Here is a 16,139-nt window from a genome sequence, read left to right on the forward strand (position 1 = left end):
GTTCTGATATGAGGTTTACTTTACCCGCTCTAAAACAAAATTGTTCAGTTCTGTAACGTTTTTGATGACATGAACGGCTTTACTTTGAGAGTACCCTTCGAGGCGATACATAAAGTCATCATTCCAGAATGCGGGGCATTGCTGAAGAACTTTGTAGCTTTGTAACGTTCCTTTCAGTACCGAACTACCATCAGGCCAACCTTCAGGTTTAATGAATAGTCCTTTAAGGAGACGTTTCGTCACAAACCAATAGCTTACTGAGTATGGTAGATCAATATAAATGAGAGTATCGGCTGCATCTAAACGAGCGTTGAAAGAGCTGATCGGTCCAAGGCCATCTATAATCCAACGATCTGAGCTTAGTATATTGCTATGGGCTTCATCAAAAACGTTACGCTCAACGGGATCACCGTTTGGTTTATAGACTATTGAATCTAATTGATGAAGAGGAAGACCGGTAGCCGACGCGATTACTTTACTTACCGTCGATTTTCCACTGCCGGGTTTACCAAAAACTGCTATTTTTTGCATTGTGACCGCCTCCAAGAGAGCTTTTCCCATACGGTAGAGACAGAAAACCCACCGCTATGGGTGGGTTCGATAAATACTGAGCGCATCAAAAAATCCCACCATTCCTATGGAATGATGATAATTCGTTGGTTAAGTTGCGCTAAGTGTGTGTTCATACAATCACCTTCATATAACGACACTGATTTGTCAATACCATCTGTACAACAAGCGAACGATTTGGAAGGGGGAAGATAAAGCCATCACGATGGATGGCTTTATCTAGGTTGAAAGAGACAGCGATTACTGCTCAACGCTGACTGGCTGTGCTTTAAACTTTTGAATCAGCTTTACGATTAGTGGACTTGCCAATACCAATACAGCTAAAACAGTAAAGGTAAGGGTAATAGGGCGCTCCCATAGGAAACTCAGTTCTCCATCTGAAATCATTAATGCGCGGCGTAAGTTCTCTTCCATTAATCCTCCAAGGATGAAGCCCAGCAATAAAGGTGCGAGCGGGAAGTTAGCGAGCCGAAGTGCAATGGCAGCCATAGCAACAATCAGCATCACGAACACATCCATAGTGTTAAAGGAGACCAAATAAACCCCGGTGATTGAGAAGAATAAAATCATCGGTAGAAGCACCGTTCTTGGAACCGCCAAAAGCTTTGAAATGTACGGAATCAACGGTAAGTTCAGGATCACAAGTACGATGTTGCCGAAGTACATGGAAATGATCACTGACCAGAACACATCTGGGTGTTCAACAAACAGGCGAGGGCCAGGTTGAATACCATAAGCGATCAGCGCACCGAGCATTATTGCTGTTGTACCAGAGCCCGGAATACCAAGCGTTAATAGCGGTACAAATGAACCACTAGATGCTGCATTGTTCGCAGACTCTGGCGCAACCAAACCACGTATACTGCCTTTACCGAACTCATCCTTTTTCTCTTTAGGTGCGAGGTTGCGCTCCATACCATAGCTTAAAAAAGCAGCAATGGTTGCCCCTGCGCCAGGAAGAACGCCAGTGAAGAAACCTAATATTGAAGAGCGAATTGAAACAGGCGCAACATCTTTGATTTCTTCCTTGGTCACTTTCATTGAGCCAATGTTGCTCAGCTTTTCTTGTTCTTCATCGCTGGTGTCTTTTGATGGTTTAAGGATGCCCATCAGTGTCTCACCCAGTGCGAATGTCGCCATTGCAAGCAACAAGAAGCTAAAGCCATCCATTAAATCCGTTAAACCGAAGGTAAAGCGTTCAACGCCTACGCCTTTATCGATTCCAACTGTAGATAGCATCAAACCAAGAATGGTCATCATCCACGCTTTGATTACCTGACCTTTCCCCGCAAAAGCCGCGACAGCTGATAACCCAAGTAGCATCAACGCAAAATAGTCCGACGATTGGAAGCTAAGGGAGACGCTAGCCAATGCTGGTGCGGCAACAAGCAACATAATGGCAGATAGCGTACCGCCAGTGAAAGACGAATAAGCTGCCAAAGCTAATGCTTTACCTGCTTGGCCTTTTTGGGCCATTGGGTAGCCGTCAAATGCTGTGACCACGGTTGAAGAACAACCCGGCGCGTTAATTAAAATCGACGATGTAGATCCACCAAATACCGCACCGTAATAAACACCCGCCATTAAAATAAGGCCAGAGGAGGGCTCTAGGCCATAAGTAATTGGGATCATCAAAGCAATGGCTGAGATCGGCCCAAGTCCAGGTAACATGCCGATAAATGTACCGACGAAGCAACCAACGATCACCATCATAATGTTCATTGGCATTACTGCGGTGGATAAACCTTGTAGAATTCCATCTAACATAATTCAGTCCTTTCTTTGACTACCAGATGGTGAAAATCAAACCCGGTTCGAGATAGATGTCCAAACCTTGAGTGAGTAATAAGTAGAACGCGATCACGAATGGAAACGACGCGCCAAACAGAACGGGTTTACGTCTTTCCCCGAGCAGATAAAAGCCAGCCAATAAAAAGAAGCCAGTAGCTATCACAAAACCTAAGTAAGTCAGGCCCACGCCGTAGAGCGCCATTAAAATTAAAAAGGCAATCAGTAACTTCCAATTGAAGGTCAGCACTGCGCCACTTTGTTTATCTGGTTGTCCTGTCACCAGCAATAGCAAAGAAAGGCCGACACCAACGTAAGTCAGGATGGTTGGCAGAGTACGTGCGGTGAATGGTTCATACTCATCACCTGGAAACAATGGAATTTGTGAGGTTTGATAACCGTAGCAAAGACAGAAAAGTAGAAAGATCATTGCGCCGACGCGGTCACGACAGAGTAAATACTCTTTGGTGAAAAAGTTGGTTGAACGAGGCATATTCAACTCCTAACAAAAGTAAAAAAGACCGCATATGGACGTCAATGAATAAACTAAACCATTAACAATTAAGCATTTCGCTGCTAGTCGAGCCGCTTTGGGTATATAAACAAAGGAGTGTGCATGCCGATTGTCGACAATGTCCATATGCGGTGAAACTTAGAGTGCAAATACAATGGGGAAATACCAACCTACGTTGTTCATTGAGGTTGGTATCTGAGGGACCCCAATTCGACTGTTACTTCAGGAAGCCTAACTCGCGCATTAAGTCACCCATCTGTTGCTCTTGATCTTCAAGAAACGCGAAGAATGCTTTATCCGCTTTATAGTTGTCGATCCAACCATTGCGGTCTCGAACGACTTGCCATTCGTCGGTGTTATACATTTTAGTAAATGCGGCATTCCATTCATCTAGCTTTTCTTGGCTTGTGCCTGGTGCTGCAAAGAATCCACGCCAGTTAGCAAAGACAGTTTCATTACCATATTCGGTGAGAGTTGGAATATTAGGCGCAGCTTCTAAACGTTTTGGTGCTGTAATCGCTAACACTTTCACTTGCCCAGACTTAGACATTTCGAGTACTTCACCTAGCCCTGTAGAGAGCAGTTGTGTTTCGCCTGAAAGTAGGGCTGCCATGGCTTTTCCACCTGCATCATAGGCAATGTAACGAACTTTACGCGCATCAAAACCTTCACCTTTGAAAGCTGCTGCTATAACCAAATGATCCATAGAACCACGAGCAGAGCCACCAGCAACCTTCACCTTACGTGGGTTTTCTTTAAAAGCTTTAACGACATCTTCCCAAGAGCTATAAGGAGAATCGGCTGATGTAACAATGGCGCCATAATCGGCAACCGTTGCGGCAACAGGAGTCAAGTCGCGGAAAGATTGTGGGAAGATCCCACTGAGCGAGCGAACGACGATCGGTGTTGAGTTCACCATGAGTGTATCTTCTTGACGATCAGCCGTTTCAATCAAATGTGCGATTGCTTTGCCACCGCCACCACCAGATAGGTTTTGAAATGATACGGTTTCGACGATGTCTGATTTTATTAATACATCACCAGTACCTCGGGCGGTCATGTCCCAACCGCCACCGGCACCTCCAGGGATAAGAAAGTGCATTTTTTCAATATCTGCAGCAAGAGCGTTGAATGAAAATGAAGCTGCGATGATTGAAGCGACGAGCGTTGGTTTGAGTACCTTTAACATGTTCACGTTCCTTATGTTAGCGACTCTATTTAGTTGAGCCTTATTGTTTTTGCTCAGTTGTCATGCCTTGTAAGCGTTAAAGCTGAACTTGGTGTAAAGGTTAATTAAGTGTTAAATATCTGTCTGTAAAAGAGATATAAAGAGAATATTGAGCATTTCGGTTATTTTGTTCATAAAGTTCACGGCGAGAAGTTGGTGTTAGGTCACGCGGCTTTACGCTTTGGTAGGCCATAATAAAATGACGGAAAATGAACGAGGAAAATAGAATGAAAGGGACGTGTTTGTGCGGCGCAATTGAAGTCATCGCTGAGGTTAAAAATGAGGTTAGCCTGTGCCATTGCTCTATGTGTCGAAAATGGTCGAGTGGCGCACTTCATGCGGTGCATTGTGGGCCTAACGTGACGTTTAAAGGTGGCGAACCTAAACGTTATCAGTCGTCAGACTGGGCGGTGAGAGGTTTTTGTGGCGAATGCGGCACAAACCTTTTCTATCATTTGTTGCCGACAGGTGAGTACATTCTTTCCGCTGGTTTGTTCGATAACCCAGATTTCAAACTCACTTTAGAGATTTTTACCGATGAAAAGCCAGCTTATTATGACCTCAATTCCGCTTCACAAAAGATGACTTCGCAACAAGTCTTTGATCAATTTGTACCTAAAGAATAGTTTTTTATCCGATTATTGTTCGAAAGCTGAGCTTTTAGTTTTTAGATCATAAGCTTAAAGGTTTATAAGTTGTCGACAATGTGAACTCACCATTCTTTATTTCTGCTAAAAACGGCACTTAATAGGCATTTTAGGCCAATTTAAATTACGACCTTAGTCTAAATTGTCGACAATTTGCTTGATTGTCGACACTTTGATCGACTACTTTATATTCAGGTTAAGAAATTGTAGACATTTCGATGTCGGTAACAAGAGTATCTGAATATGAACTCTGAGTTGAAAGCTCGTTATAAAGTGCTGGGTTCTGAGAAAGAACACACCAAATCCGAAACGCTGACCGAAACACTCATTGAAGTCATTGTTAATGGCGACGTGAAGCCTGGCCATAAGATATCAGAGCCTGAGCTAGCAAAGAAATATCAAGTCAGTCGTGGGCCTTTGCGTGAAGCATTGATGCGCTTAGAGGGGCTAGGGCTCATCGAGCGAATTCCTCATGTTGGGGCTAGAGTGACCACTTTTTCTCCGGAAAAGCTGATAGAACTTTATGCCGTTCGAGAAGCATTGGAAGGCATGGCGGCAAGGTTAGCTGCGCGACACATTACGCAAGAAGAGCTCTTAAGCTTGGAAATGCTATTGTCGACACACTCCAAGCATATAGACCAAATGGAAGGCGCGTCTTACTTCCATCAACATGGTGACTTTGATTTTCACTATCGCATCATCCAAGCGAGCAGAAACAGTAAGTTAATATCTCTGCTGTGTGATGAACTCTATCACTTATTACGGATGTATCGTTACCAGTCGCCACGTGCACAATCTCGCCCGAATGAGGCGCTCACCGAACACAAATTCATTTTGGAAGCCATTCGCAATCGCGATGAAGAGCTTGCAGAAATGTTGATGAGAAGACACATATCAGGAAGTCGAAAGCTCATCCAATCTCAAATTATACATGCAGAAAGTTTAGACAAAGACTAGAAGGAATTCGTCATGAGCTTAACACCGGGAGCGAAATTCAGACTCGCCATTGAACAAAATAATCCACTACAAATTGTCGGCACTATAAACCCGTATTGCGCCATGATGGCAAAAAACTTGGGTCACCAAGCGATTTACTTGTCTGGTGGCGGTATCGCAAATGCGTCATACGGATTGCCGGATCTCGGTATCACAACATTAAACGACGTTTTGGTTGATGTTGACCGTATTACTAACGCATGTGATTTGCCTCTTTTGGTTGATATCGACACGGGCTTTGGCGGTGCATTTAACATTGCTCGCACGATCAAAGCGATGGAAAAAGCGGGCGCGGCAGCGGTGCACATGGAAGACCAAGTCGCACAGAAACGTTGTGGTCATCGTCCGAACAAAGCAATAGTCAGCCAGCAAGAGATGGTTGATCGTGTAAAAGCCGCGGTTGATGCACGCAATGATGAAAGTTTCGTGATTATGGCTCGTACTGACGCGTTAGCTGTTGAAGGCATGGACAGCGCAATCGAGCGCGCGATTGCGTGTGTGGAAGCTGGCGCAGACATGATCTTCCCAGAAGCGATGAACAAGCTGGACCAGTACCTTCAGTTCTCAAATGCGCTTGAGCAAGCGACCGGAAAGCACGTTCCTATTCTAGCGAATATTACAGAATTTGGCGCGACACCGCTGTATGGCTGCGATGAGCTAGCGAAAGCAAAAGTGGACATGGTGCTTTATCCATTAAGTGCGTTCCGTGCCATGAACAAAGCTGCTGAAACGGTCTACAAACATTTGCTAGAAGTGGGTAATCAGGAAGCACTGGTTGATTCGATGCAAACACGTAAAGAGTTGTATCAGCACCTGAATTACCACGACTACGAAGACAAACTTGACCAGTTATTCTCTGAAGGGAAATAGCGGGGAAAAGCAAAAATAGACGGAAGCCCAAGAAAAAGATAATCGGAATTTATCTCATCTAATAACGTGAAATTCGTTTGGCTAAAAACACCCCAGAGAGGGAAAAGTCAGACAGAAAAGGAGTTCAAACAATGTCTCAAACTGCAGAAAAGAAAGCAGAATTAGGTGGCGCAGGCCTTCGTGGTCAAAGCGCAGGAAGCACAGCTTTATGTACTGTCGGAAAAACGGGAACTGGTTTAACTTATCGTGGATACGATATTACTGATCTTGCGAACAACGCACAGTTTGAAGAAGTGGCTCATCTTCTGTTACGCGGTCACTTGCCGAATCAACAAGAACTTGATGCGTACAAGACATACCTACTCAGCCTTAGAGGTTTGCCAGCCGAGCTAAAACAAGCTTTAGAGTTGATTCCTGCAAGCGCACACCCAATGGACGTAATGCGCACGGGTTGTTCTGTATTGGGTAACCTAGAGCAGGAAATGAGCTTCGAGGAGCAACTGAAAGCAACCGAACGTATGCTAGCCTTGTTCCCTGCCATCATCTGTTACTGGTACCGCTTTAGTCATGATGGCGTGCGTATCAACACCGAGGATCAGACTGAAGATTGCATCGGTGGTTACTTCTTGCGATTACTTACAGACAAAGCGCCATCTGCGCTGCACAAACAAGTGATGCATTGCTCGCTCATTCTTTATGCTGAACATGAGTTTAATGCTTCTACATTCGCAGCACGCGTTTGTGCATCAACGTTGTCAGACATCCATTCTTGTATCACGGCAGCAATCGGTACGCTTCGTGGACCACTTCACGGCGGCGCAAACGAAGCGGCGATGGAAATGATTGAAGATTGGCAAACGCCCGATGAGGCGGAAGCGAACATCATGAAAATGCTAGCCAATAAAGACAAGATAATGGGATTTGGTCATGCGATTTATCGTGAAAGTGACCCTCGCAACGCCTTAATAAAACGCTGGTCCAAAGAGCTATCGAAACAAGTTGGTGATACACATCTATATGCGGTTTCTGAGCGTGTTGAATCAGTGATGAAGCGAGAGAAAGGTCTGTTCTGTAATGCGGACTTCTTCCATGCATCGGCTTACCACTTCATGGACATTCCAACCAAACTATTCACCCCAATCTTTGTGATGAGTCGTTTAACGGGCTGGGCTGCACACGTTTATGAACAGCGTGCCAATAACCGTATTATTCGCCCAAGTGCCGATTATACGGGCCCAGATCATCAAGAATGGGTGCCTATCGAGAATCGCTAGCGCGAAGGTCAACGAGGGCATTATATGCTTTGGTTGACCACCTCCTTCCTTTGTCATTCTCTCTAACAGAGGAAGGAGAACCTCTCATCACTGTGTTTCTGGAGCAATAGAAAACCTTGATGAAGGCAAGATGTAAAGACTGAATGGAAGCAAACCATGAACACAAATATTAATACCCAATATCGTAAGCCGCTTCCGGGAACTCAACTGGATTATTTTGATGCACGCGAAGCCGTCAATGCCATTTCTCCTGGAGCCTATGAAACACTCCCTTATACCTCTCGCGTGCTAGCTGAGCAACTGGTCCGTCGCTGTGACCCGAACACATTGAAAGATAGCCTGAAACAGTTAATAGAACGCAAACGCGATCTTGATTTTCCTTGGTATCCAGCACGCGTTGTTTGTCATGACATTCTTGGTCAGACCGCTCTAGTCGATTTAGCGGGTCTGCGCGATGCCATTTCAGATCAGGGCGGCGATCCTGCAAAAGTGAACCCAGTGGTTGAGACACAATTGATCGTTGACCACTCTTTAGCGGTTGAACATGCGGGCTTTGACCCTGATGCCTTCGACAAAAACCGCGCGATTGAAGAGCGCCGTAATGAAGACCGATTCCACTTTATCGAGTGGTGTAAAACAGCGTTTGAAAACGTCAGCGTGATTCCAGCTGGGAATGGCATCATGCACCAAATCAACTTGGAAAAAATGTCTCCTGTGGTACAAGCAAAGCAGGGCATTGCCTACCCAGACACCTGTGTGGGTACGGACAGTCATACGCCTCACGTAGACGCTCTTGGTGTTATTGCGATAGGTGTCGGTGGTCTGGAAGCAGAAACCGTCATGCTTGGCCGACCATCAATGATGCGTCTACCAGATATTGTCGGTGTCAAACTGACGGGTAAACGTCAACCGGGCATTACCGCAACGGATATTGTCCTCGCGATTACTGAGTTTCTGCGTAATGAGCGTGTGGTATCTTCATATCTTGAATTCTTCGGAGAAGGCGCACGTGATCTAACGATCGGAGACCGCGCAACGATTTCAAACATGACACCAGAATACGGCGCAACAGCTGGCATGTTTTATATTGATGAGCAGACCATCAATTACTTGAAACTAACTGGTCGAGATGAAGAACAAGTTGCTCTAGTAGAAAATTACGCAAAACAAACCGGTCTTTGGGCAGACGATCTTGATAGCGCCGTTTACGAGCGCGTACTAGAGTTCGATTTATCATCAGTTAGCCGTAACTTGGCTGGTCCGTCAAACCCTCATCGTCGTTTACCAACTTCTGAGTTGGCACAGCGCGGCATTTCTGGAGCGTGGGAAGAGAAAGAAGGCGAGTTGCCAGATGGTGCAGTGATCATCGCTGCTATTACCTCATGTACGAATACCAGTAACCCAAGAAACGTGGTTGCTGCTGGCCTTGTGGCGAAGAAAGCCAACGAACTTGGTCTTGTACGTAAACCGTGGGTGAAATCGTCTTTTGCTCCGGGTTCTAAAGTTGCACGCTTGTATCTGGAAGAAGCGGGCTTATTACCAGAGCTAGAGAAGCTTGGCTTTGGCATTGTTGGTTACGCATGTACAACTTGTAACGGTATGAGTGGTGCGCTGGATCCAAAAATCCAACAAGAGATCATCGACCGTGATTTATATGCGACAGCGGTGCTTTCTGGTAACCGTAACTTTGATGGTCGAATCCATCCGTACGCCAAACAAGCTTTCTTGGCTTCACCACCATTGGTTGTCGCTTATGCACTAGCCGGTACAATTCGTTTTGATATCGAGCGCGATGCGCTTGGCACGGACCAAAACGGCAAACCAATTTATCTCAATGATTTGTGGCCAAGCGATGAAGAGATCGATGCAGTTGTCGGTACTCATGTTAAACCTGAGCAGTTTAAGCAAGTTTACATTCAGATGTTTAAGCTGAATGATCAAGAGCAAAATCCCAACCCGCTGTACGACTGGCGTCCGATGAGTACCTACATCCGCCGACCACCGTACTGGGAAGGTGCGCTAGCGGGAGAAAGAACATTGTCTGGTATGCGTCCATTGGCGATTCTGGGCGACAACATCACCACTGATCACTTATCACCATCCAACGCGATTCTCGCAAGCAGCGCAGCAGGTGAATACTTAGCGAAAATGGGTGTGCCAGAAGAAGATTTCAACTCTTACGCGACTCACCGTGGTGACCACTTAACGGCGCAACGCGCGACCTTTGCTAACCCGAAACTATTTAACGAAATGGTGAAAGAGAACGGTGAAGTGGTTCAGGGTTCTCTGGCGCGAATCGAGCCGGAAGGTCAGGTTGTACGCATGTGGGAAGCGATTGAGACCTACATGAACCGCAAGCAACCACTGATTGTTGTTGCAGGTGCTGACTATGGTCAGGGGTCATCCCGTGACTGGGCAGCAAAAGGCGTTCGACTGGCAGGCGTAGAAGCCATTGTTGCTGAAGGCTTTGAGCGTATTCACCGTACTAACTTGGTTGGCATGGGCGTACTACCACTGCAATTTAAGCCAGGCGTTAACCGCAATACGCTAGAGCTGGATGGTACGGAACTTTACGACGTGGTTGGAGAAATCAAGCCGGGCGCTGATTTAGCGCTGGTTATCACACGCAGCAACGGCGATAGAGTCGATGTTCCGGTTACTTGTCGCTTAGATACCGCTGACGAAGTTCACGTGTACAACGCGGGCGGTGTTCTGCAGCGTTTCGCGCAAGATTTCTTGGCACAATAAGGAGTGCGTATGTCAAATAATACTCCGAATCAAACAAGCCAAATAAAAGTGCCCGCGACGTACATGCGTGGCGGCACGAGTAAAGGTGTCTTTTTCAACCTAGAGGATTTACCTCAAGAAGCGCAAGTGGCTGGAGCCGCACGTGACAAACTGTTGCTACGCGTTATTGGCAGCCCTGATCCTTACGCGAAGCAAATTGATGGCATGGGGGGCGCGACGTCAAGCACCAGTAAAACAGTGATTGTTTCGCGCAGCAGCAGAGCCGATCACGATGTTGACTACTTATTTGGCCAAGTGTCGATCGACAAACCATTCGTCGATTGGAGTGGTAACTGCGGCAACTTGTCTGCCGCTGTCGGTCCTTTCGCCATTCATGCTGGTCTGATCCCACAAGACCGTATTCCAGACAATGGCATTGTGACGGTGCGTGTTTGGCAAGTGAACATAAGCAAAACGATTTTGATTCACGTGCCAATCGTCAATGGTTTCGTCCAAGAAACCGGAGAGTTTGAACTCGATGGTGTCACGTTTCCAGCGGCAGAGATTCAAGTGGATTTTGTTGATCCTTCCGATGGCGAAGGAAGTATGTTCCCAACGGGCAACTTAGTTGATGATTTGGTGGTGCCGGATGTGGGTACGTTCAACGCGACCTTTATTAACGCGGGCATACCAACCATTTTTATTGATGCTGAATCGATAGGATATCAGGGCACCGAGCTGCAAGACGATGTCAACAACGATGACACAGCATTAGCGATGTTCGAATCCATCCGCGCATATGGCGCGTTAAAAATGGGCCTGATTTCTGATTTAGAAGAAGCTCAAACACGCCAACATACGCCGAAAATAGCGTTTGTTTCTAAACCGAAAAGTTACCTGTCTTCAAGTGGTAAAGCCGTTAATGAGTCGGATATTGATGTGCTCGTTCGCGCGCTGTCGATGGGCAAGCTACATCATGCAATGATGGGAACAGCAGCCGTTGCTATTGCTTCTGCTGCGTGTGTGCCCGGAACGTTAGTGAATTTAGCCGCTGGTGGCGGTGAAAAAGAGTCCGTGACTTTTGGTCACCCGTCAGGAACGTTAAAAGTTGGGGCACAAGCGAAGCAAACTGAGCAGGGCTGGGTGGTGCAAAAAGCCATTATGAGCCGAAGTGCGAGAATACTGATGGAGGGATTTGTGCGTGTACCCTTCTATGTCTTCGATTAAAAGAGACGATCTTTGGATTAAAAGAGCGATCTTTGAGTAGAACGAGAGCAATGTCAGGACATACTGGAGGAAGCAATATGTCTTCATACGAAAAAGAATACTTATGGGCGAAGAATGAACCGGAGAGTTTTTGGCGCGCTCAAGCGGAGAATCTCGATTGGTTTGAATCTCCTAAAACTATCTTGAAATCTGATGAAAACGGCATAGAACGTTGGTTTCCAGATGGTGTAATGAATACGTGCTGGTTAGCATTAGATTACCATTGCGAGCAAGGACGCGGTGATAATACTGCACTCATTTATGACTCGCCAGTGACAGGTCGTAAAGCCACGTACACCTATAGCGATCTACGTGACCAAGTAGCAAAAATTGCTGGCATGCTGTCTGCTCAAGGTGTTGAAAAAGGCGACCGAGTCGTTATTTATATGCCGATGATCCCAGAAGCCGCAATGGCGATGCTTGCCTGCGCGCGTTTGGGGGCGATTCATTCCGTAGTATTCGGTGGTTTTGCACCTAATGAGCTTGCTGTACGAATTGAAGATGCAGAGCCGAAAGTGATCATGACGGCGTCGTGCGGGATTGAGATCAACAAAGTCATTCCATACAAACCAATGGTAGACAAAGCCATTATGGACAGCCGTTGGAAGCCTGAGAAAGTGTTTGTTTTCCAACGTCCAGAGTGCGACGCTGAGCTAAACCAAGAAAGAGACTTAGATTGGCTGCGAGAGTACAAACAAGCGCTGCCACATGGTTGTGTTCCGGTGTTAGCAACCGATCCGCTCTACATACTTTATACATCGGGCACGACAGGTAAGCCGAAAGGCGTTGTGCGTGATAACGGTGGCCATGCTGTCGCGATGAAGTACTCCATGAGCGCAATCTATAACATTCCTCAAGATGGCGTCTTTTGGGCGGCATCTGATGTGGGCTGGGTAGTAGGGCACTCTTACATTGTTTACGCCCCACTGATTCACGGTTGCACTACTATCCTATTCGAAGGCAAGCCTGTTCGAACACCGGATCCTGGCGCATTTTGGCGAGTGTGTGATGAATATAAAGTAGATGCGTTGTTCTCTGCACCAACGGCGTTTCGTGCGATTAAGAAAGAGGACCCGGAAGGCGAGCACTTAAAACAGTACGACTTGTCGAATCTGAAAAACATCTTTATGGCGGGAGAACGCCTTGACCCTCCGACACTGGAGTGGGTTCAGAGCAAAGCGGACAAGCCCGTTATTGACCACTGGTGGCAAACCGAGACGGGCTGGGCCATCGCTGGCAACCCGACAGGTGTCGAAATGATGCCAGTTAAAGCTGGTTCTTCGACGAAGCCCATTCCGGGTTATCAGGTCGAAATTCTGAATGAACTTGGAGAGGCTGTCGGGCCTAACCAACAAGGCTTTGTCGCATTAAAACGTCCGCTACCACCAAGTTGTCTGCCAGCGGTTTGGCGTAATCATGACCGTTTTGAAACTGGTTATCTTAGCCAGTTCCCAGGCTACTACGTGTCTGGTGATGGTGGCTATCTGGATGAAGACGGTTACCTGTTTATTATGGGACGTATTGATGATGTGATTAATGTCGCGGGACACCGATTGTCGACAGGTGAAATGGAAGAAATAGTAGGAGGCCACCCAGCGATTGCAGAATGTGCGGTGGTCGGTATCCACGATGATCTAAAAGGTCAGCTTCCACTTGGTTTTGTTGTACTGAAAGACGGCGTCAAAGTGGATGAGCTAGACCTTGAAGGTGAGCTTGTTGGCAAAGTGCGTAGTGAGATAGGTGCAGTTGCTTGCTTCAAGCATGCGTTGGTTGTAGACCGTTTACCGAAAACACGTTCAGGTAAAATTTTGCGTCGAACTATACGTCAAATAGCTGATGGTGAAAAATACACCGTTCCGTCAACGATTGATGACCCAAGTAGCTTGAACGAAATTGAGCGAGTGCTACGACGCTGAGAAAAACTCAATTCTAACTAACCCCTGATCCTCGAACTCTGTAGGTTGGTTCTGCCTCTGTACGTTTATTAAGTACAGGGGCTTTTTTGTTGCTCAAACAGTACAAACGTATCGTGAAAGCATTTGTGACTTGCCAATACGACGTTTTCCTCACAAACTACAGCCATTCCATTTTTAGTGACCCTTTGTATGACCACGTTTGCGATTAAACCTGCGTGTTTTAGCGACCTAGAGTTGCTCAACGATCTTATGTTCGAGCTTCATGATGAGCATCATCTTCAATCTCCTGAGCTTTTCAAAACGGCAGAGGAGATAGAACAAGAAAAAAGCATTGCTCGATATATTGATGACCCTGAGTGCCTTGTTTACGTAGCAAAACAAGGAGATGAAATTATTGGCTTTATTTCTGGTCACTTCTGTGAACTTATTTCTACCGTCAGCCAGCCAGTTATGATGGGAAGCGTGGATGAGCTCTATGTGCTGCCTGAATATCGAAAACAAGGTACGGCGCAGGCTTTGATTAATAAAATTGAGTCAACGTTCTCTGATTACGGTGCAAAACAGATGTTTGTTGAAGTATGGCATTTTAACCAGGGCGCAATATCTTTGTATGAAAAACAAGGATTTGCACACCATATCCACTATTTAAGAAAACCGCTGAACGAATAATCGTATTTAACTTTAATATTGTGATTTAGGTTCGATCGAATTGAAATCATTCAGTTCGTCAATAGACTTTTCTCTATAAGCTACTCGCAATGTTAACAAATTGATATGCACCTACATTGGTATCGGCGTTTTTGTCTGCTTGTTTATTAGTAGCACGAGGATCGTGCTTACAAAAACAAGAGGACAATATTTTGAAACTAACAAAATCGTTACTTGCTTTAGCCGTTTTGCCAATGTTCGCAAGTGCTGATGATTTGTCACAGACGCAAAATCACACTATCCAACCCCAGATCGTAGGCGGAGTAACTGCCGACCCACGTGACTGGAAATTCTACACCCAAATTGTTAGTCGTTATGGTAACCGATCGTATTGTGGGGCCAGTTATATCGGGAATGGTTACGTCCTGACTGCTGCACATTGTGTTGAGGGTGATTCTCCGAGTCAGATTGCGGTTAAAATCGGTGGCGTTGTTTATAACGGTAGTGATGGTGTTCGTGCAAACGTCAGTGAGATCCATATGCACCCGGCATATCGCCGCGCGACGCTTTCTCATGACCTCGCGGTATTGAAGCTCGACTCTGTGCCTCAAGCTGTTTCTTCAGTTGAGATTGCGAATGGTAGTCTAACGCAATACGCGAGCATCGGAGATTGGCTTAGTGTTGCTGGCTTAGGGCGAACTTCTGAAGGAGGAAGCTCTCCGTCTCGATTGCAAGAGGTTGACGTCCCACTTGTGTCGGATATGACTTGCCGTCAAGCCGGTGGCAACTACACAACGGTTGGAGAAGTGTCATTCTGTGCTGGTATTCCTCAAGGTGGGATAGATTCTTGTCAGGGAGATAGTGGTGGTCCAATCGTCATTAATCGCAGTGGTGTAATTACTCAACTTGGTGTGGTCAGTTGGGGAATAGGTTGTGCTCGTCCTGGTATGTATGGGGTTTATAGCGATATCGCTGCTATGCGCAATTTTGTCGATGGTGTTATCGGAACAGTAACACCACCAAAAGAGAATGTTTCTGTTGGATACACCACCGAACAGACACTGGCATCATTTAATGTTGGGGAGTTACAGCAACATAGCTTTGTTATCCAGAATTCAGGGAACACCACCTTCACTGTGGAAAATGTTCGCGCGTTTGCTTCGGGTGTTACTGATGCAGCTGTTATTGCCAATGATCAGTGCTCTCAGGCGACGTTAGCAATGAATGCAAGTTGTCGTATTGATGTTGAATTTGGTGCTACTCAGAGCGGAGAAGCAAGAGTGGTTTTGAACTTCAACGTTGATAAGACCAGCACACAATACCAAGCGTTAGTATCCGCTCAAGCGAAAACGGTGACAACGCCTCCCACAGATAGCTGTAAAACTGTATGGCAAGCCAGCTTAGTGTATCTCAAAGGAGATACGGTTACTTGGAATGGTAAAGTTTGGCAAGCGCAGTGGTGGACTCAAGGTGATAATCCAGCAGACTCAGGGCCTTGGGGTGTTTGGCAAAAAGTCGGCGATGCGAATTGCAAGTCTAACTAACGATCGGGCCAGTGAATTTGATTCGTTGACCATGAGATAAGATTCATTCTTGGTTTCAACGATCAGTACATAGTTACCATAACTGGGGTTTATTGTTTGCGAATAATAAGCCCTTTTTTATTGTGTCAACTATGAGAACCCACAAAATGTG

13 protein-coding genes are annotated in these 16,139 nt (G+C 46.1%); 9 read left to right on the forward strand and 4 right to left on the reverse strand.

Features of this window, described 5'->3' with window-relative positions:
* Positions 1 to 15 precede the first annotated feature (15 nt).
* The 4 genes from R7Z49_RS17855 to R7Z49_RS17870 form a co-directional block, all read right to left on the reverse strand.
* Positions 16 to 531, reverse strand: coding sequence for a hypothetical protein (locus tag R7Z49_RS17855; RefSeq protein ID WP_064353969.1), 516 nt, complete (start codon positions 529 to 531; stop codon positions 16 to 18).
* A gap of 279 nt (positions 532 to 810) precedes the next feature.
* Complete coding sequence (locus tag R7Z49_RS17860; protein ID WP_005388177.1) at positions 811 to 2,337, reverse strand: tripartite tricarboxylate transporter permease; 1,527 nt, start codon at positions 2,335 to 2,337, stop codon at positions 811 to 813.
* Between the two features lie 19 nt (positions 2,338 to 2,356).
* Entirely contained in the window at positions 2,357 to 2,851 is a 495-nt protein-coding gene (locus R7Z49_RS17865) for a tripartite tricarboxylate transporter TctB family protein (RefSeq protein WP_005388179.1), read from the reverse strand.
* 238 nt (positions 2,852 to 3,089) lie between these two features.
* Complete coding sequence (locus tag R7Z49_RS17870) at positions 3,090 to 4,061, reverse strand: tripartite tricarboxylate transporter substrate binding protein (RefSeq protein WP_238854697.1); 972 nt, start codon at positions 4,059 to 4,061, stop codon at positions 3,090 to 3,092.
* 266 nt (positions 4,062 to 4,327) lie between these two features.
* Between R7Z49_RS17870 and R7Z49_RS17875 the strand changes: the two genes are divergently transcribed.
* The 9 genes from R7Z49_RS17875 to R7Z49_RS17915 all read left to right on the forward strand — a co-directional run bounded on the left by R7Z49_RS17875 (position 4,328) and on the right by R7Z49_RS17915 (position 15,988).
* Positions 4,328 to 4,726: a GFA family protein gene (locus R7Z49_RS17875; RefSeq protein ID WP_053304399.1), complete on the forward strand. Its 399-nt coding sequence runs from the start codon at positions 4,328 to 4,330 to the stop codon at positions 4,724 to 4,726.
* A 264-nt stretch (positions 4,727 to 4,990) separates the two neighbouring features.
* Entirely contained in the window at positions 4,991 to 5,704 is a 714-nt protein-coding gene (locus R7Z49_RS17880; protein WP_005388183.1) for a GntR family transcriptional regulator, read from the forward strand.
* A 12-nt stretch (positions 5,705 to 5,716) separates the two neighbouring features.
* The gene (prpB, locus tag R7Z49_RS17885; RefSeq protein ID WP_005388185.1) at positions 5,717 to 6,613 is read left to right on the forward strand and encodes a methylisocitrate lyase; all 897 of its coding nucleotides are present in this window, start codon (positions 5,717 to 5,719) and stop codon (positions 6,611 to 6,613) included.
* Positions 6,614 to 6,744: 131 nt separating this feature from the next.
* Complete coding sequence (prpC, locus tag R7Z49_RS17890; protein WP_053307033.1) at positions 6,745 to 7,887, forward strand: 2-methylcitrate synthase; 1,143 nt, start codon at positions 6,745 to 6,747, stop codon at positions 7,885 to 7,887.
* Between the two features lie 156 nt (positions 7,888 to 8,043).
* The gene (gene acnD / locus R7Z49_RS17895) at positions 8,044 to 10,635 is read left to right on the forward strand and encodes a Fe/S-dependent 2-methylisocitrate dehydratase AcnD (protein ID WP_186585008.1); all 2,592 of its coding nucleotides are present in this window, start codon (positions 8,044 to 8,046) and stop codon (positions 10,633 to 10,635) included.
* Between the two features lie 9 nt (positions 10,636 to 10,644).
* Entirely contained in the window at positions 10,645 to 11,841 is a 1,197-nt protein-coding gene (gene prpF, locus R7Z49_RS17900; protein WP_186585009.1) for a 2-methylaconitate cis-trans isomerase PrpF, read from the forward strand.
* 77 nt (positions 11,842 to 11,918) lie between these two features.
* Entirely contained in the window at positions 11,919 to 13,796 is a 1,878-nt protein-coding gene (locus R7Z49_RS17905) for a propionyl-CoA synthetase (RefSeq protein WP_186585010.1), read from the forward strand.
* 189 nt (positions 13,797 to 13,985) lie between these two features.
* Positions 13,986 to 14,465, forward strand: a complete 480-nt coding sequence (locus R7Z49_RS17910; RefSeq protein ID WP_005377290.1) for a GNAT family N-acetyltransferase — start codon at positions 13,986 to 13,988, stop codon at positions 14,463 to 14,465.
* 191 nt (positions 14,466 to 14,656) lie between these two features.
* Positions 14,657 to 15,988 carry a trypsin-like serine protease gene (locus R7Z49_RS17915; RefSeq protein WP_186585011.1) on the forward strand — a complete coding sequence of 444 codons (1,332 nt, stop codon included), beginning with the start codon at positions 14,657 to 14,659 and terminating at the stop codon, positions 15,986 to 15,988.
* The last annotated feature ends 151 nt before the right edge of the window (positions 15,989 to 16,139 follow it).

The sequence above is a fragment of the Vibrio sp. 1562 genome (assembly GCF_033340155.1).
Classification (GTDB): Bacteria; Pseudomonadota; Gammaproteobacteria; order Enterobacterales; family Vibrionaceae; genus Vibrio; species Vibrio alginolyticus.